25 protein-coding genes are annotated in these 21,404 nt (G+C 45.3%); 7 read left to right on the top strand and 18 right to left on the bottom strand.

All coding sequences use genetic code 11. From position 1 onward, the window contains the following. Positions 1 to 61: 61 nt before the first annotated feature. Entirely contained in the window at positions 62 to 628 is a 567-nt protein-coding gene (locus tag AC3IRK_RS11740; protein ID WP_131972381.1) for a YtxH domain-containing protein, read from the bottom strand. After that, positions 628 to 1,197, bottom strand: coding sequence for a DUF948 domain-containing protein (locus tag AC3IRK_RS11745; RefSeq protein WP_114595229.1), 570 nt, complete (start codon positions 1,195 to 1,197; stop codon positions 628 to 630). The genes AC3IRK_RS11740 and AC3IRK_RS11745 overlap by 1 nt, the downstream gene beginning before the upstream one ends. Before the next feature lie 140 nt (positions 1,198 to 1,337). Between AC3IRK_RS11745 and AC3IRK_RS11750 the strand changes: the two genes are divergently transcribed. Continuing rightward, positions 1,338 to 2,450: an aminopeptidase gene (locus tag AC3IRK_RS11750; RefSeq protein WP_131502090.1), complete on the top strand. Its 1,113-nt coding sequence runs from the start codon at positions 1,338 to 1,340 to the stop codon at positions 2,448 to 2,450. 53 nt (positions 2,451 to 2,503) lie between these two features. On the opposite strand, the gene AC3IRK_RS11755 is transcribed toward AC3IRK_RS11750, so the two are convergent. The 7 genes from AC3IRK_RS11755 to AC3IRK_RS11785 form a co-directional block, all read right to left on the bottom strand. Then, a complete protein-coding gene (locus AC3IRK_RS11755) occupies positions 2,504 to 2,944 on the bottom strand; it encodes a Dps family protein (RefSeq protein WP_026827708.1) in 441 nt (146 codons plus the stop codon). A 116-nt stretch (positions 2,945 to 3,060) separates the two neighbouring features. Continuing rightward, complete coding sequence (locus AC3IRK_RS11760; protein WP_026827707.1) at positions 3,061 to 3,576, bottom strand: DUF2179 domain-containing protein; 516 nt, start codon at positions 3,574 to 3,576, stop codon at positions 3,061 to 3,063. Positions 3,577 to 3,746: 170 nt separating this feature from the next. Then, on the bottom strand, positions 3,747 to 5,042 hold the full coding sequence (gene murC / locus AC3IRK_RS11765) for a UDP-N-acetylmuramate--L-alanine ligase (RefSeq protein WP_131502091.1): 1,296 nt from the start codon (positions 5,040 to 5,042) through the stop codon (positions 3,747 to 3,749). An 81-nt stretch (positions 5,043 to 5,123) separates the two neighbouring features. Further along, complete coding sequence (locus tag AC3IRK_RS11770) at positions 5,124 to 6,023, bottom strand: hypothetical protein (protein WP_131502092.1); 900 nt, start codon at positions 6,021 to 6,023, stop codon at positions 5,124 to 5,126. 37 nt (positions 6,024 to 6,060) lie between these two features. Next, positions 6,061 to 6,669, bottom strand: a complete 609-nt coding sequence (gene ytpR, locus AC3IRK_RS11775; protein ID WP_131972377.1) for a YtpR family tRNA-binding protein — start codon at positions 6,667 to 6,669, stop codon at positions 6,061 to 6,063. Between the two features lie 53 nt (positions 6,670 to 6,722). Beyond that, positions 6,723 to 7,520 (bottom strand): DUF1444 domain-containing protein, encoded by a 798-nt coding sequence (locus AC3IRK_RS11780; protein ID WP_131972376.1) that lies wholly within the window; start codon positions 7,518 to 7,520, stop codon positions 6,723 to 6,725. A gap of 54 nt (positions 7,521 to 7,574) precedes the next feature. Further along, positions 7,575 to 7,883: a thioredoxin family protein gene (locus AC3IRK_RS11785; RefSeq protein WP_131972375.1), complete on the bottom strand. Its 309-nt coding sequence runs from the start codon at positions 7,881 to 7,883 to the stop codon at positions 7,575 to 7,577. Positions 7,884 to 8,007: 124 nt separating this feature from the next. Between AC3IRK_RS11785 and AC3IRK_RS11790 the strand changes: the two genes are divergently transcribed. After that, complete coding sequence (locus AC3IRK_RS11790) at positions 8,008 to 8,298, top strand: hypothetical protein (RefSeq protein ID WP_026827701.1); 291 nt, start codon at positions 8,008 to 8,010, stop codon at positions 8,296 to 8,298. Positions 8,299 to 8,397: 99 nt separating this feature from the next. Here AC3IRK_RS11790 and AC3IRK_RS11795 read toward each other — a convergent pair whose 3' ends face one another. Continuing rightward, entirely contained in the window at positions 8,398 to 9,411 is a 1,014-nt protein-coding gene (locus tag AC3IRK_RS11795; RefSeq protein ID WP_489169993.1) for a PTS sugar transporter subunit IIC, read from the bottom strand. Positions 9,412 to 9,542: 131 nt separating this feature from the next. Beyond that, on the bottom strand, positions 9,543 to 10,613 hold the full coding sequence (locus tag AC3IRK_RS11800; RefSeq protein WP_131502097.1) for a M42 family metallopeptidase: 1,071 nt from the start codon (positions 10,611 to 10,613) through the stop codon (positions 9,543 to 9,545). A gap of 120 nt (positions 10,614 to 10,733) precedes the next feature. Between AC3IRK_RS11800 and AC3IRK_RS11805 the strand changes: the two genes are divergently transcribed. Both AC3IRK_RS11805 and AC3IRK_RS11810 read left to right on the top strand, forming a co-directional pair. Beyond that, positions 10,734 to 11,036 carry a PepSY domain-containing protein gene (locus tag AC3IRK_RS11805; RefSeq protein ID WP_012371126.1) on the top strand — a complete coding sequence of 101 codons (303 nt, stop codon included), beginning with the start codon at positions 10,734 to 10,736 and terminating at the stop codon, positions 11,034 to 11,036. A 59-nt stretch (positions 11,037 to 11,095) separates the two neighbouring features. Beyond that, complete coding sequence (locus AC3IRK_RS11810) at positions 11,096 to 11,452, top strand: DUF1304 domain-containing protein (RefSeq protein ID WP_188004604.1); 357 nt, start codon at positions 11,096 to 11,098, stop codon at positions 11,450 to 11,452. Between the two features lie 65 nt (positions 11,453 to 11,517). Here AC3IRK_RS11810 and AC3IRK_RS11815 read toward each other — a convergent pair whose 3' ends face one another. Then, positions 11,518 to 12,033 carry a hypothetical protein gene (locus tag AC3IRK_RS11815; protein WP_131502099.1) on the bottom strand — a complete coding sequence of 172 codons (516 nt, stop codon included), beginning with the start codon at positions 12,031 to 12,033 and terminating at the stop codon, positions 11,518 to 11,520. Between the two features lie 115 nt (positions 12,034 to 12,148). Beyond that, positions 12,149 to 12,790: a tRNA (guanosine(46)-N7)-methyltransferase TrmB gene (gene trmB, locus AC3IRK_RS11820; protein ID WP_114595216.1), complete on the bottom strand. Its 642-nt coding sequence runs from the start codon at positions 12,788 to 12,790 to the stop codon at positions 12,149 to 12,151. A gap of 175 nt (positions 12,791 to 12,965) precedes the next feature. On the opposite strand from trmB, the gene AC3IRK_RS11825 reads away from it, so the two are divergent. From AC3IRK_RS11825 to budA, 3 genes are all read left to right on the top strand, one after another. After that, the gene (locus AC3IRK_RS11825) at positions 12,966 to 13,067 is read left to right on the top strand and encodes a cytochrome bd oxidase small subunit CydS family protein (protein ID WP_426353925.1); all 102 of its coding nucleotides are present in this window, start codon (positions 12,966 to 12,968) and stop codon (positions 13,065 to 13,067) included. 163 nt (positions 13,068 to 13,230) lie between these two features. Further along, positions 13,231 to 14,925 carry an acetolactate synthase AlsS gene (alsS, locus tag AC3IRK_RS11830; RefSeq protein WP_131502100.1) on the top strand — a complete coding sequence of 565 codons (1,695 nt, stop codon included), beginning with the start codon at positions 13,231 to 13,233 and terminating at the stop codon, positions 14,923 to 14,925. 16 nt (positions 14,926 to 14,941) lie between these two features. After that, complete coding sequence (gene budA / locus AC3IRK_RS11835) at positions 14,942 to 15,655, top strand: acetolactate decarboxylase (protein WP_489169994.1); 714 nt, start codon at positions 14,942 to 14,944, stop codon at positions 15,653 to 15,655. Between the two features lie 86 nt (positions 15,656 to 15,741). Here budA and AC3IRK_RS11840 read toward each other — a convergent pair whose 3' ends face one another. The 5 genes from AC3IRK_RS11840 to AC3IRK_RS11860 are packed head-to-tail and all read right to left on the bottom strand — an operon-like array spanning position 15,742 to position 21,339. After that, a complete protein-coding gene (locus AC3IRK_RS11840; protein ID WP_131502102.1) occupies positions 15,742 to 16,545 on the bottom strand; it encodes a phosphotransferase family protein in 804 nt (267 codons plus the stop codon). Between the two features lie 51 nt (positions 16,546 to 16,596). Beyond that, entirely contained in the window at positions 16,597 to 18,771 is a 2,175-nt protein-coding gene (gene pulA, locus AC3IRK_RS11845) for a type I pullulanase (RefSeq protein ID WP_489169995.1), read from the bottom strand. 24 nt (positions 18,772 to 18,795) lie between these two features. Further along, a complete protein-coding gene (locus AC3IRK_RS11850; RefSeq protein ID WP_489169996.1) occupies positions 18,796 to 19,662 on the bottom strand; it encodes a hypothetical protein in 867 nt (288 codons plus the stop codon). A gap of 13 nt (positions 19,663 to 19,675) precedes the next feature. Beyond that, positions 19,676 to 20,188, bottom strand: coding sequence for an RNA 2',3'-cyclic phosphodiesterase (thpR, locus tag AC3IRK_RS11855; protein ID WP_131502105.1), 513 nt, complete (start codon positions 20,186 to 20,188; stop codon positions 19,676 to 19,678). A 5-nt stretch (positions 20,189 to 20,193) separates the two neighbouring features. After that, a complete protein-coding gene (locus AC3IRK_RS11860) occupies positions 20,194 to 21,339 on the bottom strand; it encodes an MFS transporter (protein WP_489169997.1) in 1,146 nt (381 codons plus the stop codon). Positions 21,340 to 21,404 lie beyond the last annotated feature (65 nt).

The raw sequence follows: 21,404 nt of genomic DNA on the forward strand, positions 1-21,404 counted from the left end.
AAATTGTACATAAATAAAGCGTACTCACTATTTAAAGTCAGTGAGTACGCTAAAACGTTGCTTATTTTTTAGGTTGTTTTTCATGACTTAACTTTGCCTGGGGATCATTGTCCTCATCTTCTGTATCTTCTTCGTTCTCTTCTCCTTCGAGATCTTCACGTAATTCAGATAGCTCAGCAACCGTTTCAGTATCAAGTTGTTCTGCTACCGGAGCCCCGTCCACTTCGTCACCGATTTCTCGTTCGATATCACGGACCAATTGTTCCGCTTCTGCAAGTGCAGCATCGATGCTCGATTGGTCTTTTTCAAAACCGGCATATTGTGCCGCTTCCTGGACCGTCGGATTCTTTTTCGCTTTTTCAATGACAGGTGCTGCTTTATCTTTTGCTAATTGAATCCATTCGCCGACGAGTGGTTCTGCTTTTTCGCGAACGACTTGTGTCTGTTCGTTTAAACGTTGGCGTGCTGGCGCTGTCCGCTCATCGAGCATTCCGCGCATTTCACGGCCTGATTTCGGACTTGATAATAAAGCGGCTGCTGCGCCGATTAGGCCACCGACGATGATGCCGGCAAGGAATCCGCCACCTTTAGAAGTATCTTGTGTTTGGTATGGATGTTGTTTTGTCATTATGAACGATCTCCCTTCAACTCATCTGGAATACTTTCGACATCCGGAACAGAAACGATTTCCGGTGTAACCGGTGTTTCTGCTTTTTTACGGAAGCGACGACGCGGTTTCTTTTCGACTGTTGTTGTAGCTGTTGTCGAAGAAGTCACGTCTTGGCCTGGTTCAGGCTTATTTTTCTTAAAGAGTTCCACCGCGACTGATCCCCAACGGACGGCTTGTGCGATTTGTTCTTTGTTTGTATCCGCAGCACCTGCGACCGTGTCAGACACAGTCCGAACTGAATCAGTTACTTTATTGAGCGATGTTCCGAGTTCTTCGATTGAGTTCGCAACCGGTGCAAGCAATTCTGTTTTTTCTTCAATCGTATCGACAAGACGATTCGTTTTGTGTAACAACGCTGTCGTCTCCATCATGATGCCGTCTAATTGACGCTCGAGCCCTGCTGTCGTATCCGCTACGTTGTTAAGTGTCTTACCTGCTGCGCTCAATACGCGTGCGAGGAAGATGACGAGTACTACGAATGCAATCGCAGCAACCAGTCCGGCAATTCCGCCTAATGTAATTTCCATGGTTCGTGCCTCCAATTTCTTTTGCTAGTGTCTAGTTGGTAGTTCGACGTCGGGGCAGTTGTTCCTGCTACTCCAAATGGTTTATTTCCGTTACAATGATAAATGAAACCTACATACATCATTTTGAGGAGGAACTTTTCATGCGTGACCCGCGCCTAACACAACTCGCAACGAATCTTATCAATTATTCAGTAGCACTTGCTCCTGGTGAAAAAGTCTTGATCGAGAATTTCGGAATCGAACGTGAACTTGTCGAAGCACTCGTTGATGCCGCTTATGAAGCCGGTGGTCTTCCATTCGTCCTCTTAAAGGATAACCGTGTGTTACGGAAATTGTACCGCAATGCGTCGGAAGAACAACTTCAGTTAATGGCAGACATCGAACAAAAACAAATGCAGGCGATGGATGCTTATATCGGTCTGCGTGCCGGAGACAATATCAATGAACTTTCCGATGTCCCGTCTGACAAAATGAAGCTGTACGGTAAAACGCTCGGTAAAATGCATACCGAAGATCGTGTCAAAGGCACGAAATGGGTCGTGTTACGCTTCCCGACGACTTCAATGGCACAACTGGCGAACCAGTCGACAGAAGCTTTCGAAGATTTTTACTTCGATGTCTGTACGCTTAACTACGCGAAGATGGGTGAAGCCATGACGCCCCTCGTCGATTTGATGAATAAAACTGATCGCGTTCGTCTCGTCGGTCCCGGAACAGACCTGACTTTCTCAATCAAGGACATTCCAGCCATCAAGTGTGCCGGCAATGCCAATATTCCGGACGGAGAAGTCTTTACGGCGCCTGTCAAAGATTCGATCAACGGAACGATTTCATACAATACGCCTTCCCCTTACCAGGGCTTTACCTTCGAGAACGTCAAACTGACATTTAAAGACGGTAAAATCGTAGAAGCAACAGCAAACGATACGGAACGGATCAATCAAGTATTTGATACAGATGCCGGAGCACGTTTTGTCGGCGAATTCGCAATCGGTGTTAATCCGTTCATCCAACATCCGATGAAGGATATCTTGTTTGATGAAAAGATTGATGGTAGTTTCCACTTTACACCCGGTCAAGCATATGCCGAGGCTTACAACGGAAATGACTCATCCATCCATTGGGATTTGGTGAACATCCAACGTCCTGATTACGGTGGCGGAGAAATTTGGTTTGATGATGTCTTGATTCGTAAAGACGGTCGATTCGTTTTACCTGAACTCGATGTCTTGAATCCTGAAAACTTAAAGTAAGGAAAAACGGACGGCTCATTCCATAGAGGATGCAGCCATCCGTTTTTTTTGACTTATTTTTTTAATGTTGCACGCAACATCCAAATTTGTTTTTCAATTTCTTTCGCTTGTGCCAATAAATCGTCTTCAACCGTCACATCCTGCGATTCAAGATGTACGATTGCATCCAGCATTTCCTTGCGAATCTGTTGGAAGTCACTGATGACCGACTCGACCATCTCATCTGCTGATAAGCCTGGTTTAGCTTCTTCAAGCGTCGTTTGCTCCAAATATTCCTTCAGTGTTGCAGAAGGCATTCCGTTGTTCATCAACAGACGTTCTGCCACGACATCGTACTGTTCCGAAACCCATGTGTATAATTCTTCAAGCTTTACATGTAACGTCAAGAAATCAGGACCTTTAATGTACCAGTGGTAGTTATGGAGTTTTACAAACAGGACACCATAGTTTGCCACCTGTTGATTTAAAGCCGTCTTAGCATGATTACTAATCATTATCGATTTCTCCTCTCATAAAACTATGTTTTGTTCTATTTCATCTTTATCCTTAAATAACAAAACTTAAACATGATTTCATGAGAGATTCTTCGAGCATGCAGTAAAAAAATTTCTTACTGAGACCGTTTCAATCCTTTGAGCATATAACCGCCTTTGAAATCCACCGAATCAAAAGCGACAAGAAACGCTTTCGGTTCATACTCCTCGACCAGGTTACGCAATACTTTCATTCTTGTCCGGGCTGCCAGTACATCCAGTCGATAACGAATTCCATCACGACCCTGACCTTGATAATGTGTGACTCCGAATCCGTTATCCCGGATAACTTGAATCAATTCTGCCGGAAACTCTTGTGTGTGAACTTGAATCATATTGTATCCAATCGCCAGCTTCCGTTCGACGAATCCTCCAATCAGAATACCAAGACCGAATCCAAGCGCATAGACAATCATTCCGACTGTCGTCAAGTCACGGAATACGATACCGAGCGCAAAGATATAAATCAACGTTTCAACCGTTCCTAACACACCTGCAATGATTGTTCTTCCTTTGACGAGCATGATGGTACGTAATGTCAAAACAGGTACGTAAATCAGCTGTAAGAGTAAGATGAGTAAGATTTGTCCCATGACGTCTTTCCTTTCTAAATAACATACCCCCACTATTCCAAAAATCAATTCAAGATGCAATCAAAAATTTACAACAACCTACCTCAAAATCACTTCAGTTTTTTTGTTTCATGAAACCGACAAAAAAGACACTGACAAATGAATGTCAGTGCCCGTTCTTACTCAGGATGTTATTTCGTGTTTTCGTACTGGTGTTGATACGTTTGAATGTCTCCTGCTCCCATAAAGAGCAATACGGCATTTTCGTGTTTACTTAAGAGTGATACATTGTCCCGTGTCAAAATATCCGAGCCCGGCACTTTTTCTTGTAAGTCTTCTACCCGGACCTGGCCTTCCTGCTCACGTGCCGATCCAAAGATTTCACACAGATATGTGGCATCTGCCTCGCGTAACGATGTCGCAAAATCATCCATGAATGACTTCAAGCGAGTATACGTATGCGGTTGAAAAATCGCTACGACTTCACGATCCGGATATTTCTTTCGTGCAGACTCAATCGTCGCACTGATTTCTTTCGGATGGTGTGCATAATCGTCAACAAGAATCTGCGAACCGAAGTTAGATTCACTAAAACGGCGTTTCACTCCGCCGAATGTAGACAGACGCGCCGCTACCTCTTCTTTGTTCAATCCTTCATACTGGCAGATTGCGATGACAGACAGTGCATTCAAGACATGGTGGCGACCAAATCCAGGAATCAGGAATGTCCCGTAGAAGTCATCCCGGAGATATACGTCAAACGATGTTCCATCTGGAGTCGACGTTGCATTTTCTGCACGGAAATCATTATTTTCGCCAAAACCGTAATACAGAATCGGAACATTCGCCTGAAGGTTTTGAAGATGTTCGTCATCTCCACAAGCTACGATTGCTTGTTTGACCTGCATCGCCATCTCCTGGAATGCAGATACGACGTCATCAATGCCTGTAAAGTAATCGGAATGATCAAAGTCAATATTCGTCATGATGGCATAGTCCGGTTTGTAATACAGGAAGTGGCGTTTGTATTCACACGCTTCAAAAACAAATGCTTTCGCATCTTCTACACCGGCACCCGTTCCATCACCAATCAAAAATGCCGTTGGTGTAATTCCACTCAAGACATGTGACAGTAACCCGGTCGTCGATGTTTTACCATGCGAACCGGTAATGGCGACAGACCGGTACTCATCTGCTAAATAGCCTAAGAAATCATAATAATGATAAATCGTTAAATCCAGTTCCTTTGCCCGAGCAATTTCTGGATGATCATCTCCAAAAGCATTTCCTTGGATGATGACTTGATTTTCTTTAATGTTGTCCGCACTGAACGGGAAAAACGGAATTCCTTTTGCCCGCAAGGCATCTTCTGTAAAAATATGCTTGTCAATATCAGAACCTTGTACTTGATGATTCATTTCATGCAGTACTTGGGCGAGTGCACTCATCCCTGTCCCTTTAATCCCTACAAAATGATAATTTGTCATATATGAGCCCTCCAATTCACGTTCCGGTCCGTACCATCGGGCTTGGGTACAAAACCTGTACCATTATAGCAAACCGACTTATTATTTACCATTTAAATTATTTTGTTCCCGACGTGCACGATACATGGCCATCAAGTCTTTCGTCGTCATCACGACGTTTACCGGTGGTCCGACCGGTTTTTTAATTTGAACCGACTGGTCTGTAGGTACCTTTTCTGCCCCACTATTTTCTACTTTGATTTCAGCGACTAAATCGTTTTCAGCAGAGGGCAGTTCTTCTACCTGTGTGACCGGTTCCTCCGTTTTGTGATCAACGTGTAAAGTACCTGTTGATAACTGGACAGGTTCCGCATCTTCTCCGTGAACAGCGTGCTCTTTCAAAGTCATTTCAGACTTTTCTTCCACAGGACTCTCTTCGGTTAATTCTTCCATCGTCTCTTCTTTACTCATTTCTTCTGTAGCAGGATTTTCTAACGCTTGAACGGTATCGTTTACTTCAACAATATCGTCTGCTGCAGGAAGAGAACTTTCCGTCGTCACTTCTGCTTCGACTTGTTCTTCCGAAACATCTGACGGAGAATTTTCTTCGATTGTCGGTTCTGGAACGAGGATGTCTGCATCTGTCGTCGGTACTAAGCCAGCATCCGCTTCGGTTAGATCCGTCTGTTCCATCGTCTCGATCCGCGACTCTTCGTTCAATTCTGATGTCTCATGTTCAAGCGACTCTTCTGATTTTTCCTCTTCCTGTACACTTGAAACATCGACTTCAGATTCGTCAGAATGGATTTCCTCTTGGATCGACCGTTGCTTTCTAGGTCGTTGGAATCCGTAAATAGGCGATGGAACATCCGTCAACACGAAACGATCTTCACGCTCTTCTTTTTTAGGCCGTTCAACGGGTTTTGTTTCTTTTTCGCCTGCTAATTCACGTCGAATTCGTGCTGCCTGTTCCTTTAACGACTGTTCATAACGATTGCTCATTCCCTCACCCCTCCATCTTGTTAAAAAATCGGCCGAATTATCGACCGATTAAAAATGCTTCTCCCGTTTTCGCCGTATCCTCAAGGACAAGAATTCCTTTTTCCTGCGGTGCATCCGGCAATGCGAGTTCCCGTGCAGAACAAAGCATTCCGCTCGAAGCCACTCCACGTAACGCGGACGGACGAATGATTAATCCGGACGGCATGACTGCGCCAGGTTTAGCGACCACTACTTTTTGTCCGGCAGCAACGTTTGGTGCTCCACAGACGATTTGCAATGTCTGACCATCCACCTCTACTTGACAGACCGACAACTTGTCCGCATCTGGATGTTTTTCAGCAGATGCTACGAATCCGACTACGAATTTAGGTGAATAATCAATTTCACGTGCTTCGAAATCGACTCCGTTTTCTCCTAGTACGCGTTGAACCGTTTCAACAAGTTCCGGTGTCAATTCGACCGGTCCTACAGCGTTCAATTCAAACTGCTTTGATGCTTCGAAGATGTTATAGCCAATGACGTCTTCGCCATGGAAAATCGTTGCTACATCGCCTTTTCTTTCGGCAGTGATTTCAGCGCGTGGTGCATCTGCCAAGATGACCATCAGGACGTCCCCGACACCTTCTTTATTATAAAAAACATTCATGCAATCCATGACTCCCTTCAAACTTTCTCACAATGCCTATTGTAGCAGATTATTCAACTTTTCGGATGCTTGTTTTTTGCAAGAACGAAGACAGGTTCCAGTTTACCTTCTTCATACATGAACGGAAGCGCCGTTACCGGAACCCGTCCGTTCGTGAAGAAATCGAACATCAATTGTTGTAAAACATCGTATCCTGCATCATTTCGGATATCGGCAAAAATCAGCACATCCTGATGCGGAATCCCGACAGCAAACTCACCTGTCATTTTTTCAGCGTAATCGCTCAATAATTGTTTATTTAAGACACGACTTGCTTCATATCCATCACCCGTACTCAGGAAGTAAAAGATGTTCCCGGCTACTTCGTCCATTTTAAAGGGGGCTTCCAGTGTTTTTAAATTAAAGCGGGCTGCTTCTGACAAATGTTCGGTCGTCCACCCTGCCTGATGTAACAATTCTTCGTCAATCAACCGGTACGTGGCACCTAAATCAAGCGCGTACATGATTTTCGTTTCACCGGTATGGGGGGTGCTGATGATTTTCTTACCATCTTTCGTTTCATCCGCAAAAGATTTTGCCCGAATGACCGGAAAGACTTGTTGCTCATGACCAATTAAAGAAACCGGTTCCGTCTGTTCCAAAACGGCTTTGATGTATTCGATTGTCTCTTCGACTGCGATGACACCGCGACGCTTCGCTTTCGCTACAAGTGGATTTAATCCCAGATCGACTCCTGTACGATCTTTTTTCCGTTCGATGCGAAGCACCGATTTTTCACGATCGAAATACGTTGTATAGTGGGTTGTATCAAATGCCTCAGTAACAAGGCGACGAATTTGTTGTAGTTCCATGAATCCATTTCATCCTTTCCTATTAAAAAAAGCGAGTCAGCACTCGCTTTTGTCTCAGACTGTTTCTAAAAAGGCTGTAACCTGTTCAGGTGTTTTTCGTTCTTTCCCGACATAACGGCCTGTCTCTTCATTTTCACGATACGCGACGAAACTCGGGATTCCGAAGATGTCCATTTCCTGGGCAATTTCAATGTGCTGATCGCGATCGACGTAATAAAAATTGAATTCATTAAACGTCTGTTCCATCTCCGGCATGAACGGATCTAAAAACCGGCAATCCGGGCACCAATCCGCCGAGAAAAGGAAAATCGATTTTTCTTTTTTTGCTTGGTCAAATTGTTCTTTTGATTCTAATTTTTCCATCTGTTACACTCCCTCAATACTTGCTTTTTCATTGGGTTCATCATAGCATATTCGAATGTTTCTGTGCGTTTTGGCGCTCTGTTTGCTATACTGCAACTAGAAAATGTCCTGAAAGGAAATTATTATGACTGATCAACCTGTTAAACATCCTTTCGAACGATTTGTAGGTTTTGTCGGCATGACAAGTTGTCTCCGATATGGATATTCGTTCATCGATTCCGAGCGTAGCCTGCCTCAAATTCTTATTTTTCTTGTGGTCGGATTCGCCATCATCATGTTACTCGAAGCCATCGGGAAACGGCTCGCCAGAAAATTACCAATCGTTCGGATGCGTTACTTGATTCCGCTCTATCTATTGTACTTGTATGTCTTTTTCACAAGTTTTTACTCCAGCTCGTTTGGTTTTTCCCTGTAAGTATACGTATGTAAAGAGAAACAGGCGGTGGATGCGCATCCACCGCCTGTTTCTCTTTCTTTGCCTCTTTCAAAAAGCCAATGAACAAGCATATTCTCATTAGTACTCGATTTTCAAATCTCCGTCTTTAATCCGTCCCATGCGATGAAGGGCCCGATAAATCAAATAACTCAGCAGCGCTGGTGCCAAGAAACATAAAACAAAGACAGCTAAATAATACTCCGCTTCAAATCCCATCGTTTTTAACATCATCAGCGGACCGACAAGTCCGCTTGTCCCCATACCCGATCCTTCAGGATTACTTTCGAGTGTCAACAAGACGGTCGCGAACGGTGCGAGCAGTGCTCCTGCCAGTGTCGGCGGGACAATCGTCCATGGATTTCGAATGATATTACCCACTTGTAACATCGACGTGCCGATTCCTTGGGCAATTAATCCGCCAATCCCGTTATCCCTGTAACTGATGACACCAAATCCGATCATCTGTGCCGCACAGCCAATCGTTGCAGCACCGGCCGCCAGTCCGTCAAGACCTAACATGATACCGAGGGCAGCACTTGAAATCGGAGCTGTTAAGGCGAGACCCATGACGGTCGCGACAAAAATCCCCATGATCAAGGGTTCTCTTTCTGTTCCCCACCGGATGACTTCTCCTAAATCGGTCATCAATGTTCCAATCCAAGCTCCGACGTACTTACCACTCACAAAACCGACGAGCAACGTGATCAATGGCGTCAAGATGATATCAAGACGCGTCGTCTTTGAAATCAATTTTCCGATTTCGGTAGCAATGACCGCTGCGACATAACTTCCGGCAGGGCCTCCTGCTTCATAACCAAATGCACCGACAGCAACGGCAGAAAACAAAACGAGTGGTGGCGCTTCAAGTGCAAACGCGACAGCCACTCCGATTGCCGGACCCGTCAGCGCGATTGCCTGTTCTCCGACCGTAACGAGCATTCCCGCTTCAATACCTCTTGCAATCAATCCTTCACCTATCGTCTTTAAAATTAATCCCATAATCAAAGAACTGAATAACCCTAATGCCATATAGCTGAGCACTGTAATAAAATATACTTTCGGACTAAGTAAAATCCCTTTTCTTTTTAACAAGATGCCACTTCCTTCTGTTTGAAATCAGATTCATTATAACAAACCCCCAAAAAAGGTCATACATTTGTTTTTCATGTGACAAGACAGTCGGGATGTAAAAAGAGGATGCACAAAGGCATCCTCCATTATCTTCATTTGATTTGTAATGTTGCGAGCGTCGTCGCATCGAGTTGCGTGACAAGTTTCTTGAGCAATTCTTTTGCCGCATCGTAGTCATCCGTGTGCATGATCGAGGCATGCGTATGAATATAACGTGCCGGAAGACCGACGACCGTCGTCGGAATACCGTTGTTTGAACGATGAATGACTCCCCCGTCCGTTCCGCCTGCACCAACATAGTATTGATACGGAATCTTGTTCGATTCTGCCGTATCAAGAACATAATCTGTCATTTCTTTCGATAAAATCATGACGCTGTCCTTAATCCGTAACAACGGTCCTTGACCGAGCTGACCAAATTCTGTTTTATCACCTGAAGCATCGTTGGCCGGTGAGGCGTCGACGACAAAGGCAACATCCGGATCGATCAGATTCGTTGCTGTTTGTGCGCCGCGTAAGCCGACCTCTTCTTGAACCGTCGCTCCTGAGAATAAGATGTTTGGATGATCCGACGCTGTCGTCTCTTCCAACAACTCGATCGCCATACCGACGCCGTACCGGTTATCCCATGCTTTCGCCATGATTTTTTTAGGATTGGCCATCGGTGTGAACGGGAAGAACGGAACAGCCGGAATACCCGGACGGATGCCGAAAGATTCCGCTTCTTCTTTTGAGTCTGCCCCGACATCGATGAACATATCTTTGATTGCCATCGGCTTATTCCGGACTTCATCCGTCAATAAATGTGGTGGTATCGAGGCAATGACACCGGGAATGATGCCGTTATCCCCACAAATCGAGAACCGTTGTGCGAGCAGTACCTGACTCCACCAACCGCCGAGCGGTTGAATCCGGAGCATGCCGTTTTTCGTAATCTGCGTTACCATGAAGGCCACTTCGTCCATATGACCGGCAACCATAACCTTCGGACCATTTTCCTGTCCCGTCCGTTTGCCAAAAATCGAACCGAGACCGTCCATGACGATTTCATCCGTCACCGGTGTAATGCGTTCTTTGACAAAGCGTCTGACATCGTGTTCAAATCCAGGTGCACCATTTAATTCTGTCAACGTTCGAAACAAGTCTCTTGTTTTTTCATTCATATGTATCGCCCCCTGTTCATTCATTATACAAAATTTTGCTTCAATCACTTAACCTTTTGTTTCTCACTGGACGAATTATTTGGTACAGTAGGAATAGAACCTGTAAGGAGGGGAATTTTAATGAAAAAACGCTATTGGATTATCGGTCTCGCAGCAGCGGTCGTTGCCGCTTTCGCAGTCAAGAAGGCTGTCGACAACAAACAACTCTCTGCCGAGGAAGCGCTCGAAATCACGAAACGCACATTTTCAGCAAAAGGACGTGTCCAAGGTGCATGGATCTCTGCAACACCAGAGGCGTACGCATACGAGTCACGTGACTACCAAAGCTACAAAGGTGGCATCTCGGTCCTTGAAGGTGACGATGAAAAAACGTATCAATTCACAGTTGATGCGGAAACAGGTGCTTTACTCGAATACGCATAATAGACGGACCATACTTCGATCGACGAAGTATGGTCTTTTATAAAGAAAGGAGTCACGACATGTCTTTACTCGCTATCTTCTTTGTACTGCTAGTCGCTGTGGAACATTTTTATATCATGGTACTTGAAATGTTTCTTCTATCATCTAAGTCTGCCAAACGTACATTCGGACTGACCGAAGAAGCGGTCTCAAATCCGCAAATCCGGACATTATTCGCCAATCAAGGTCTTTACAACGGTTTTCTTGCCGCCGGTCTGATCTTCGGACTGATTCTTGATTCCCCGGCTGTTCAGTTGTATTTCCTCGGATGCGTCATCGTTGCTGCCCTTTACGGTGCAGCTACTGCAAATGTCTCGATTCTTTTCAAACAAGGACTTCCAGCCATCATCGCTTTTTTACTCGTTTTATTTATCTAAAAAAAATCCCTTGTCCGTCCCGACGAATCGGGTCAGACAAGGGATTTTCATTTGTTTAAAAAAGATTAACGCGGGTTATCATTACGCTCGTAGATCGGGTTCATGTATTCCGTAGTAGAGTACAGACGCGGTACAACAACGTATAGCATGATAGCTGGTACAGCAATTAATAAGATCATGAGTAACATCGGCAACCAGTAGACTACTTTTTGGTGCAGGTTATCCGAGTTGCTGTCAATGTATTCTTTGACGCCGTCTACTTTAGCCGCATCTGCGCTTGTAAGTAATTTACCGCTGTCTGCGTTAAAGAAATGGATTTCACGTTTGATCGTGATGAAGATTCCATCACGAACAGTCTCGATTACCGCGATTCCGCCGATAATCTGTTCACCTTTTTCACCAGTGAATGTTTTTGGATCTTCAATTTCTACAGAACCTTTTTTATAGTCGTAATGTGTACTCTTCAAATCCTCGTCAAGTGCTTTTTGCATAGATGACGTATCAATCGCAGCGAATACCGATTGTCCGATACTCAATGCGAGAAAGAGTGCCGTTACGAAGGCTAAGCTTTTTTGCCACATCCCCAATTTCCCCCTTTACCTGTAAATACAGTTCTTCAGTCAACAACATTGTACCAATTAATAAGAAAAAAGTGTGAAAGAAATGCTAGGAAAATAAGAAAACTTTTTGTCTAAATTATTTCGTATACGTTGCTTCCATCCGATAAATCGGTTGACCCAGTGCTGAAAAACGTTCTTCGTATTCCGTTCTGACGTTATTTTCCGGCTCATTGGCATGTAAATCAAGCGACATCCAATCGAATGTCATGCCGTAAGCAGACATCGTCATCAGACTGGATTCAAATAATTTCCGGTTATCCGTCTTAAAATGAATCTGCCCTTTTTCCGGTAAAATATCTTCATACGTCGCTAAAAACGTTTTGTACGTCAAGCGGCGTTTGGCATGGCGTGATTTCGGCCAAGGATCGGAGAAGTTCAAATAAACACGGGCAACCTCTCCTTTTTCAAAGAAGTCACGCAAATCTTTTGCATCAACCGTCAAGACACGAACGTTTTCAAGTGGTTCTTCCACCATCTTTTGAACGATTGCGACCGCAACGCTTTCAAACAACTCGATCGCGATAAAGTTGACCTCCGGATACTGTTTTGCCATCCCTGTGATGAAGGCCCCTTTGCCTGATCCGACTTCGATGTAAATCGGATTTTCATTTTTAAATTCATTCGACCAGTTTCCTTTTAAAGTCGACGGGTCTGCTATATAGATGGAGGATTGCTCTTTCATATAATCCAGCGCCCATGGTTTGTGGCGTAAACGCATATTGTTCATCCTTTCGATTCTTAAATTATCCGCAGATAAGTTTATCATGATTCGGGTAAATATATAAGATGTTCTTGATTGACGCCAAAAAGAAAGTTCAGCAGATCGTCACTTGAGAATAACTGAGCAATCTACTACACTTACAGTACAAAGTTTCTTGAAGGAGGTTTTAATGATGGATGACTTCTTAATTGCCTGGGGTTCTCCGATCGTCCTTGTCATGGGTGTAGCAGCCCTCTTTGTTTGGGCGACATTCGGGAAAGTTAATGCGGAATAATGCTGACGTGTCAGACATCTTGTGTAGATCACAAGGTGTCTTTTTTAGTTTCTGAACGATTCACCTTGGTTTCTCATTAAAACAGATGTATACTTTTCACGAAACAGTTTTTATATTACAGCTATCGAACAACCAAAACTACTGGTAGAAAAGGAGAATTGTAATGATTGAAAAACAAAACAGCGAATCAGAAGAATTAGTACAGAAGAAAACAGGGGCCGATTTGGTCGTGGATACTCTCATCGAACAGGGTGTCGATTACATTTTCGGAATTCCTGGAGCTAAAATTGATTCTGTCTTTAACGTTTTGCAAGACCGCGGACCAGAACTGATCGTCGCACGTCATGAGCAGAACGCTGCTTTCATGGCGCAGGCGATCGGTCGCTTGACGGATAAACCCGGTGTGGTTCTTGTCACGTCAGGACCAGGTGCTTCGAATCTTGCGACCGGTCTTGTCACGGCAAACTCTGAAGGCGATCCTGTCGTCGCGATTGCCGGCGCCGTCACAAGAGCTGATCGTTTGAAACGAACACATCAATCGATGGATAACCAAGCACTGTTCAAACCGATCACGAACTTCAGTGCTGAAGTTCAAGATGCCGATAACATTCCCGAAGTGTTATCCAATGCTTTCCGGACGGCCGAAACGACATCAGGTGCTGCGTTCGTCAGCATTCCGCAAGATGTCGGATTAAATGAAGCAAACGTCACTTCGTTTAAAGCCGTCCAAACCCCTAAACTCGGAATTGCACCGGAAGAATGGATCGATGAGACAGCTACCTTAATCGAACAAGCGAAATTACCGGTCTTATTACTTGGTATGCGTTCAAGTCAACCCCGTGTCGTCGAAGCAATCCGTGCTTTGTTAACACGCGTTTCGATTCCAGTCGTTCAGACATTCCAAGCGGCCGGCACACTGTCGCGCGAGCTTGAATCCAATTTTTATGGCCGAGTCGGTCTTTTCCGTAACCAACCGGGAGATGCTTTGCTTGCTGAAGCCGATCTTGTCTTGTCGATCGGATACGATCCAATTGGGTACGATCCGAAATTCTGGAATCAACCGTCTCAGGAGCGGACATTAATCCACCTCGATCAAATGCGGGCTGAAATTGATCATTTCTATCGTCCTGACCGCGAGCTTGTCGGTGATGTCGCAGCAACCATCAATGCTTTATCAGAACGGTTAAACGCATTGACACTTCCAGAAAGTTCAACTGAGTTTTTACGTGGTCTTCAACAACGGTTGGAAGAACGGGACATCCCGCCAATCGTCAAAGACTCGCCACTCACTCATCCGCTTTACTTTATGAAAACGTTACGCGAACAAATTGCTGACGATGTGACGGTCACAGTCGATGTCGGTTCACATTATATTTGGATGGCGCGTCACTTCCGTTCGTATGAACCACGTCACCTTCTATTCAGTAACGGGATGCAGACGCTTGGTGTTGCATTACCATGGGCGATTGCGGCGACACTCGTTCGTCCCGGTAAAAAAGCCGTCTCGATTTCCGGAGATGGCGGCTTCCTCTTTTCTGCAATGGAACTGGAGACGGCAGTCCGTCTGAATGCCCCGCTCGTCCATTTCGTCTGGCGTGACAGCGGCTTTGATATGGTAGCATTCCAGCAGGAAATGAAGTACAACCGAAAATCCGGTACATCGTTCGGTGAAGTCGATTTAGTGAAATATGCTGAAAGTTTTGGTGCAAAAGGACTTCGTGTCAATCATCCGTCAGAGCTCATCTCGGTCATGGAAGAAGCATGGCAAACAGACGGTCCTGTAATCGTTGATGTCCCGATTGACTACAGCGATAACATTACACTCGGCAAAGAGGTACACTTGGATCAACTGAACTGATAAGGAGATGGAAGCGATGCAACACGAGGATACGTTACTTCAGATTTCGACAATGATGGCTTTACTCGACGGCGTGTTCGAAAGTGAGACACGCTACGAGTCTATTCTTCCCGGACATGATTTCGGGATCGGAACATTTGATCATCTCGACGGGGAAATGATCGGTTTTGATGGTTTCTTTTATCAATTACGGTCGGACGGCAGTGCACGTCCACTCGATCCGGAGACGACGACGCCGTTCTGTTCTCTGACACGATTTGTTCCGGAACAGTCGTTGTCCGTGAAGCAAACGATGACGAAAGCTGATTTCGAACACTGGTTAAGTGAGCAGCTGAGTACAGTCAACAGCTTTTACGCGGTACGGATTGAAGGACGATTTTCCGAGGTCAAGACACGGACCGTCGCCCGACAGGAAAAACCCTTCCGTCCGATTACTGAAGCCGTCGCGACACAAAGTGCCCGGACATTCGAACAAATTGATGGGACGCTGGCCGGTTACTTCACACCCCGGTTCGGTCATGGAATCGCAGTCGCAGGTTATCATCTTCATTTCATCGACCAGGAACGAAGCGGTGGAGGACATGTTTTCGACTATACGGTACAGGACGTGACGGTCACGTTTGAAGAAAAACCAAGGCTGGATTTACGTTTGCCGACGACAGAAGCTTATCGTCAAGCGGATCTCGAAAATCACGATATCGAAAAAGAAATACAAATTGCTGAAGGCTAAAAAAATGTGCGGACACAGAATGATTCTGTGTCCGCACATTTTTTTAGCCTTTAAAGCTCGTTATATCGAAAGTACCCAGCGCTGATTTAATCTTCCTGCTCCATCTCAAGCAGTTGGGCCAAGAAAAGATAACTCTCTGCTGCATCCGGATGCACGGTATCTTCATACCAATAAATTGAGAGTACCGCCTGAGCCACGACATACCAATACATCCGCTGCTTCAGATCTGCCGTCAACGGATGTCCGTAATTCGCAAACCATTCCGGCCAACACTCTTCGTCGACATAACTGTATAACATCATTCCAAGATCATAAGCACGATCCGCAATGATGGCATCATCCCAATCATTAAGATACAGATGTCCATCTGTTCCGACCAACCAGTTATTATGATTCAAATCCGAGTGACAAACGACTTGCTCGTCCGTTCTAACAAAAGGTAATTGTTCTGACAGATAGTCGATTGCCTGTTCAATCAATTCCGGTTGTTCCAGTTCAGCAGGTTGAAAATACAGCCGGCATTGCCGTAAAAGTTCATCCGGTTCGATCGGACGCTGATCCAGTTGTTGTAACATGAACAGCAATTCCTTCGAGTCATGAATTTTTCCGAGCAACCTTGCGACTTCCGGCCGTTCCATCATTTCCGGTTCCAGTTCTTGTCCCTCAATGAATTGTTGGGCACTGATGACATCTCCGCTATAAATCCGCTTCGTCCAAAGCAGCTTCGGTACGATTCCATCCGCTGATAAAATCGCCAAAAATGGCGAGGAGTTTCGTTTTAAAAAGAGTTTTGACTGCCCTGTCGAGGCAATATATGCTTCTCCCGTGATTCCGCCTGCTGGCGTAAGGGTCCAGCCTTCGCCAAGCGCATCTAAAATATCTAATTCCATTATAATCCGCTCAACTTTTTAGTAGATTTGCCTTAAGGCACAATGATTATCTTAACATGTGGCGATCGTTGTTGACAACGGAAGGACCGTGATCTGCGAAACACCCTTTTCAAGTGGCGTAACGGATGCTTCGTTGCCGTGGACATGTACATTCCATCTCGGATGATCGAGCACAATTTCAATTTTTTCAAACGTCACATTATGAACGACAAGCGTCCGTTGCCAGGCATCATATGAATGAACGGCCCCTACTTCGTAGGCGATGACACCCGGATGCATCGGCAAAAAATGCATCAGTTCTTGCACCTGGTTGGCTCGGTGTAATCGGAATCCTCCGTGCATTCGACGGATTTGTAAGATATTTTTTAAATAATCGACCATATGCGCATGGCGATCGCGTAACGTCCAATCCATCCGATTGATCGTATCAGGTGCATTGTAACTGTTCTCGACCCCTTGTTTTGTCCGTCCGAACTCCTGTCCGGCGTGAATAAACGGAATACCGGCCGCTAAGAAAATAATCGTCTGAGCCAGTCGACTCATTTGTAACCGTGTCACTTCATCCAAATCCGGTCGGGCGAGCGCTAACTTATCATACAAGGTATGGTTGTCATGTGCTTCGACATAATTGATCGAATACGTCGGCTCAGGAAAACGCCCGGTCGTTTGACCGTCCAATGTGATACTCCCAGCCATCCCGTTTCGCACTTCCCCTTCCCACCAACCATTACCCGATACAAAACCACAATCCGTTTCATTGAACGTCGAGCCTTTTAACGCATCCCGGAAAACATCGTTAAAATGACCAATCCGAGGCATTTGCGAAGCAACTGAACTGATGGCCTTTTGACGTTGCGGTAAAGGTGTCGCCAAGTCCCAGCCTTCTCCATAAACAAGAATGGTCGGATCGATATGATCCAATGCTGCCCGGACATGGTTCATCGTCTCAACATCATGAATCCCCATCAGGTCAAAGCGAAAAGCATCCACCTGAAAAATGTCCGCAAAATACGTCAGGCAATCAACAATCATCCGTCTCATCATAAACCGTTCCGATGCCGTATCATTCCCGACACCTGTTCCGTTGGCAAGTGTCCCGTCCACTTCGTAACGGAAATAGTAACCCGGTACCAGATGTTCGAGTGCGGATTGCTCCCGAATATAGACATGATTCATGACAACATCAAACGTCACCCGAATTCCTGCCGCGTGCAACTGTTCGATCATCTCGACATATTCAAGAATCCGGACTTTCGGATCAGTCGGGTTACTGGCATAACATCCGGTCAGTGAAAACCATTGAACAGGATCATATCCCCAGTTATAAGGAAGACGACTGACTTCCTCTGTCGTCGTAAACAGGTGAACCGGTAACAATTGAAGATGGGTCACCCCCAACTCAAGTAAATAATCAATGCCTGTCGAACGTCCTTCCGGTGAAACGGTTCCTGTTTCCGTCATCCCCATGTATTGTCCGGGATGATGCGAGCCGGAAGACGAATCAATCGTAAAATCCCGGATATGCGCTTCATAAATGATGGCATCTGTCGGTTTGATCAACAGCGGTCGTTTTTGTCGATGCGGAAACTGCCGGTTAATTTCTTGCTCGACATCAAGCAAAACAGCAAACTGTCCATTTACGCTGACTGCCTTTGCATAAGGATCGACGACTTCATGTGTTCCCCGATACGTCGTGACCCGGTAACGGTAAAGGCTATTTTCCCATGTTCGGGGAACTACTAAACGATACGCCCCACGTTCTTGCCGTTCGAAGTCCCGGCTGTCGATTTCGACACCGGCTTGATCGTAGCGAATACACTCCAACCTCTCTGCCAGCGGTGACCAGACGTATAAAGAAATCATTTCCGTGTCATAGACGGCACCTAAAGGTCCTTCATAACTGTATTTGCGGTCGAATCCCGCCGTTTGGACAATCCGGTTCGGCAATACACGGACTCGTTCCTGATCGGGTAAGATGATTTCATAACACCGTTCTACTTCAACCGCCCGGTCGAGCAGCAGTGTCAATTTGATTGTTCCGTCCGTATCTTCTCGACGTTCAATGAAATAGTTCATCGGCTGACCATCACAGACGAGCAAAAACTCACCTTGTTCAACCGGTGTCGTCGTCTCCATTAGAATGGTTTGAAATGTCACGAACTCAACTGAACACAATCCGACTTGCTGCGTTTCCGATTCATTATTTACCATCTGTTTACGCGACAATCAAACATCTTGCCGCTTCCCTCCCTATTTTTGAATCCGCCCGTTTTCTTGACTGTTCAGCGCCATTTGAAAGGTCACCGAAACCGTTTCTTTTAAGATCTGTTCGCATACCCGCATTTGAGAAGCTTTTGTATGCACAGCCGACAAATTCATTTTCCGTAGCCAATCCGTGAAGTCCACCTTACTGACATATGTCGTCGTTGTCTCTTTCGGAATTTGATCGAAGTAACCTTGCGATGCAATGACAACACGTTCGATTGGTAATATGAATTCGGAACCTAGAATCAATCGCAGAATATCCTCCGTCCGCTTTAAGCTGATTAATGGATTGACGATATTCTTTGGCGGGGCTTTAAAGGGTTGTTCCCGCCACAGTTTATTTCGCTTGATATGATAGATACTTTCTTCCCCGTCTAACCAGTCCAGTATATAGATGGCAGAAGGTCCTACGACAAACGGACTGAGTTCAACATCTCCTTGCTGGTATTGAATGACGGCACGATAAAACATGCCGAATTGATCGTTCAAGAGATGCAACATTTGATAAAAGTCAAGATGGCGTCTTAAAGGCAAGCGCCAGATGTCTTCTTCCGTCGCTCCGCCTGCCACGTAAATTAATTTTTGGACTTCTACTCGCTTTTTATACCATTTATCAAACGCCGGCTTTGAGATTTGTTTTCCCGGCACCTGAAACCTCTCTGGTTTTTTAAAAGGCTGCCACCATTTTTTCGGCCGAATGATCGTCTCACCCGGAAACAGTTCACCCGACTCCCATTTTTTAAGGACATTCGCATAATCCACCAGCTGTTGTTCTTTGAAACGCTTCGAAGCTTCCAACGGATTTCGTTCATATCGGCTTTCTAAATCATAAAGTTTCATCAATAATGCCAATCATATCACCTCGTTATTTCTTCCCAAATGGAAATCGTGTGTCTGCCTGATACCGCGGCTGATCGTCGGGGCAAATCTGATACAGAACGATTTCATTGACATTCAAGCTGCCGCCAGGTGTTTGTTCGGGTGGATGGAGCGCCACTTCTTGATTCCACTTCTTCGCAAGAGTAATGTGCGGAACAAACGGTTTAGCCGGATCCGGATCAATCCGTCGGGCAAGCTGAAACAGTTTTTCCTCATATGCCGGTCCGACGGCAAAGACACGAGGCCTCTCGGCTGATCCAAACCGTTCAAGGTGATCTAATTTCAAGGTAAAAGCAAAAGTGAGCTGAGCAATTTCCGTCAGTTGACGTCGCCAATTTCTCAACTCGTCCTCTGTTAACGTTCCTAAAAAACGTAGCGTCAGATGATACTCGCCTGATTCGTACACCGTTTTGTAATAACGGCCAAGCGCTAGAGGAGCCGCGAATCGCGTCAACATCTCGTCAGCAACCGGAATAGCGATGAAGTAGTGTTTTTGCATACGGATCACTCCTTGATTTTTGAGCTGACCAGATACAAACAAGCACCTAACAAGCTACTACCTGTATATACCCAAAATACGGCATAGATGGTCCATTGATCAAAAACAATCCCACTCATTAAATTAAACAATGCCGTCGCAAGACCGGTCGTCGTCGCCATATATGTACTGACTGCCGTCGCCACTGTCGAAGGTGGAACGAGCGAGCGAACATACTCAAGTGCGACCGGAATCAACAGACCGATGATGAATCCTTGTAATGCTGCCAATATCCAGAGTGTAAAAATCGGCGGCTCAAGCGCCAGTACCCCTGTCCGTACCGCGGATAAAACAGAGATGAACACCAGGACAGGAATCGGTCCAAACCGCATCATGACACGCGTCGCAACCCGCATGAACGGTATTTCGCATAAGACAGCGACAAAAAACAGTGTTCCGACGAGTGCTGTTGATTCCCCACGAATCGTCACATAACTTCCAAAGTAATAGTTATTCGCAAAAATTGGTCCGAATACTAAACTTCCACCTGCTAAAAACAGTAAAAAACGTTTGTTTGAAAATAACGATTTCAGCGGAATATGTTCACGCTCGACGGTCGAAACCGGCGTTTCTTCAATTCCGATCAACACAAGAAATCCAAGAACAAGCGCAGCTCCGCTAGCATAAAAAATCGCACCGAGTGATCCTTGTTCCGTTACCTGTCCAAGGATAAAGACAGCCAGTGCAAAACCGGCGGAACCAAATAAGCGTAATGCTCCGTAGTCGACTGATTTTCTTTTGGAAAATTCGATGGCCAACGTATCGACAAGCGGAATATGTGCACACTGGAACAATGCCCAAAGTGAAGAAATTAATAACAGGAATAAGTAGACAGACGTCAATAAATAACTGAGCGTTAAGAGCCCCGCAGCGAGTAAAGCCACTAACAACAGACGTTTCGGTCGTCCGAAGCGGTCTGCCGCCATGCCCCAAACCGGTTGTAAAACAATTGATAACACTGGACCTACTGCAACAATCGTTCCGATTTCGGATGCCGATAATTGAAAGGCATCATTGGAAAAATAGAGTGCCAAGTATGGAATAAGTGCACCTTGCCCAAAGAAGATGAAAAAATAAAGGGCTTGAAAATGATATTTTTGACGATGGATCACAACTGAGTCTCCTTCAAGAATCAATCCCCCTATCACAACGGATTTGGGGGATTCATTTCGTTATA

This window comes from Exiguobacterium sp. GL_137 (assembly GCF_057834585.1).

Coding starts and splice junctions, on each gene's coding strand:
- AC3IRK_RS11740 (WP_131972381.1), bottom strand. CDS start 628: ATGACAAAACAACATCCATACCAAACACAAGATACTTCTAAAGGTGGC.
- AC3IRK_RS11745 (WP_114595229.1), bottom strand. CDS start 1,197: ATGGAAATTACATTAGGCGGAATTGCCGGACTGGTTGCTGCGATTGCA.
- AC3IRK_RS11750 (WP_131502090.1), top strand. CDS start 1,338: ATGCGTGACCCGCGCCTAACACAACTCGCAACGAATCTTATCAATTAT.
- AC3IRK_RS11755 (WP_026827708.1), bottom strand. CDS start 2,944: ATGATTAGTAATCATGCTAAGACGGCTTTAAATCAACAGGTGGCAAAC.
- AC3IRK_RS11760 (WP_026827707.1), bottom strand. CDS start 3,576: ATGGGACAAATCTTACTCATCTTACTCTTACAGCTGATTTACGTACCT.
- murC (WP_131502091.1), bottom strand. CDS start 5,042: ATGACAAATTATCATTTTGTAGGGATTAAAGGGACAGGGATGAGTGCA.
- AC3IRK_RS11770 (WP_131502092.1), bottom strand. CDS start 6,023: ATGAGCAATCGTTATGAACAGTCGTTAAAGGAACAGGCAGCACGAATT.
- ytpR (WP_131972377.1), bottom strand. CDS start 6,669: ATGAATGTTTTTTATAATAAAGAAGGTGTCGGGGACGTCCTGATGGTC.
- AC3IRK_RS11780 (WP_131972376.1), bottom strand. CDS start 7,520: ATGGAACTACAACAAATTCGTCGCCTTGTTACTGAGGCATTTGATACA.
- AC3IRK_RS11785 (WP_131972375.1), bottom strand. CDS start 7,883: ATGGAAAAATTAGAATCAAAAGAACAATTTGACCAAGCAAAAAAAGAA.
- AC3IRK_RS11790 (WP_026827701.1), top strand. CDS start 8,008: ATGACTGATCAACCTGTTAAACATCCTTTCGAACGATTTGTAGGTTTT.
- AC3IRK_RS11800 (WP_131502097.1), bottom strand. CDS start 10,613: ATGAATGAAAAAACAAGAGACTTGTTTCGAACGTTGACAGAATTAAAT.
- AC3IRK_RS11805 (WP_012371126.1), top strand. CDS start 10,734: ATGAAAAAACGCTATTGGATTATCGGTCTCGCAGCAGCGGTCGTTGCC.
- AC3IRK_RS11810 (WP_188004604.1), top strand. CDS start 11,096: ATGTCTTTACTCGCTATCTTCTTTGTACTGCTAGTCGCTGTGGAACAT.
- AC3IRK_RS11815 (WP_131502099.1), bottom strand. CDS start 12,033: ATGTGGCAAAAAAGCTTAGCCTTCGTAACGGCACTCTTTCTCGCATTG.
- trmB (WP_114595216.1), bottom strand. CDS start 12,790: ATGCGTTTACGCCACAAACCATGGGCGCTGGATTATATGAAAGAGCAA.
- AC3IRK_RS11825 (WP_426353925.1), top strand. CDS start 12,966: ATGGATGACTTCTTAATTGCCTGGGGTTCTCCGATCGTCCTTGTCATG.
- alsS (WP_131502100.1), top strand. CDS start 13,231: ATGATTGAAAAACAAAACAGCGAATCAGAAGAATTAGTACAGAAGAAA.
- budA (WP_489169994.1), top strand. CDS start 14,942: ATGCAACACGAGGATACGTTACTTCAGATTTCGACAATGATGGCTTTA.
- AC3IRK_RS11840 (WP_131502102.1), bottom strand. CDS start 16,545: ATGGAATTAGATATTTTAGATGCGCTTGGCGAAGGCTGGACCCTTACG.
- thpR (WP_131502105.1), bottom strand. CDS start 20,188: ATGCAAAAACACTACTTCATCGCTATTCCGGTTGCTGACGAGATGTTG.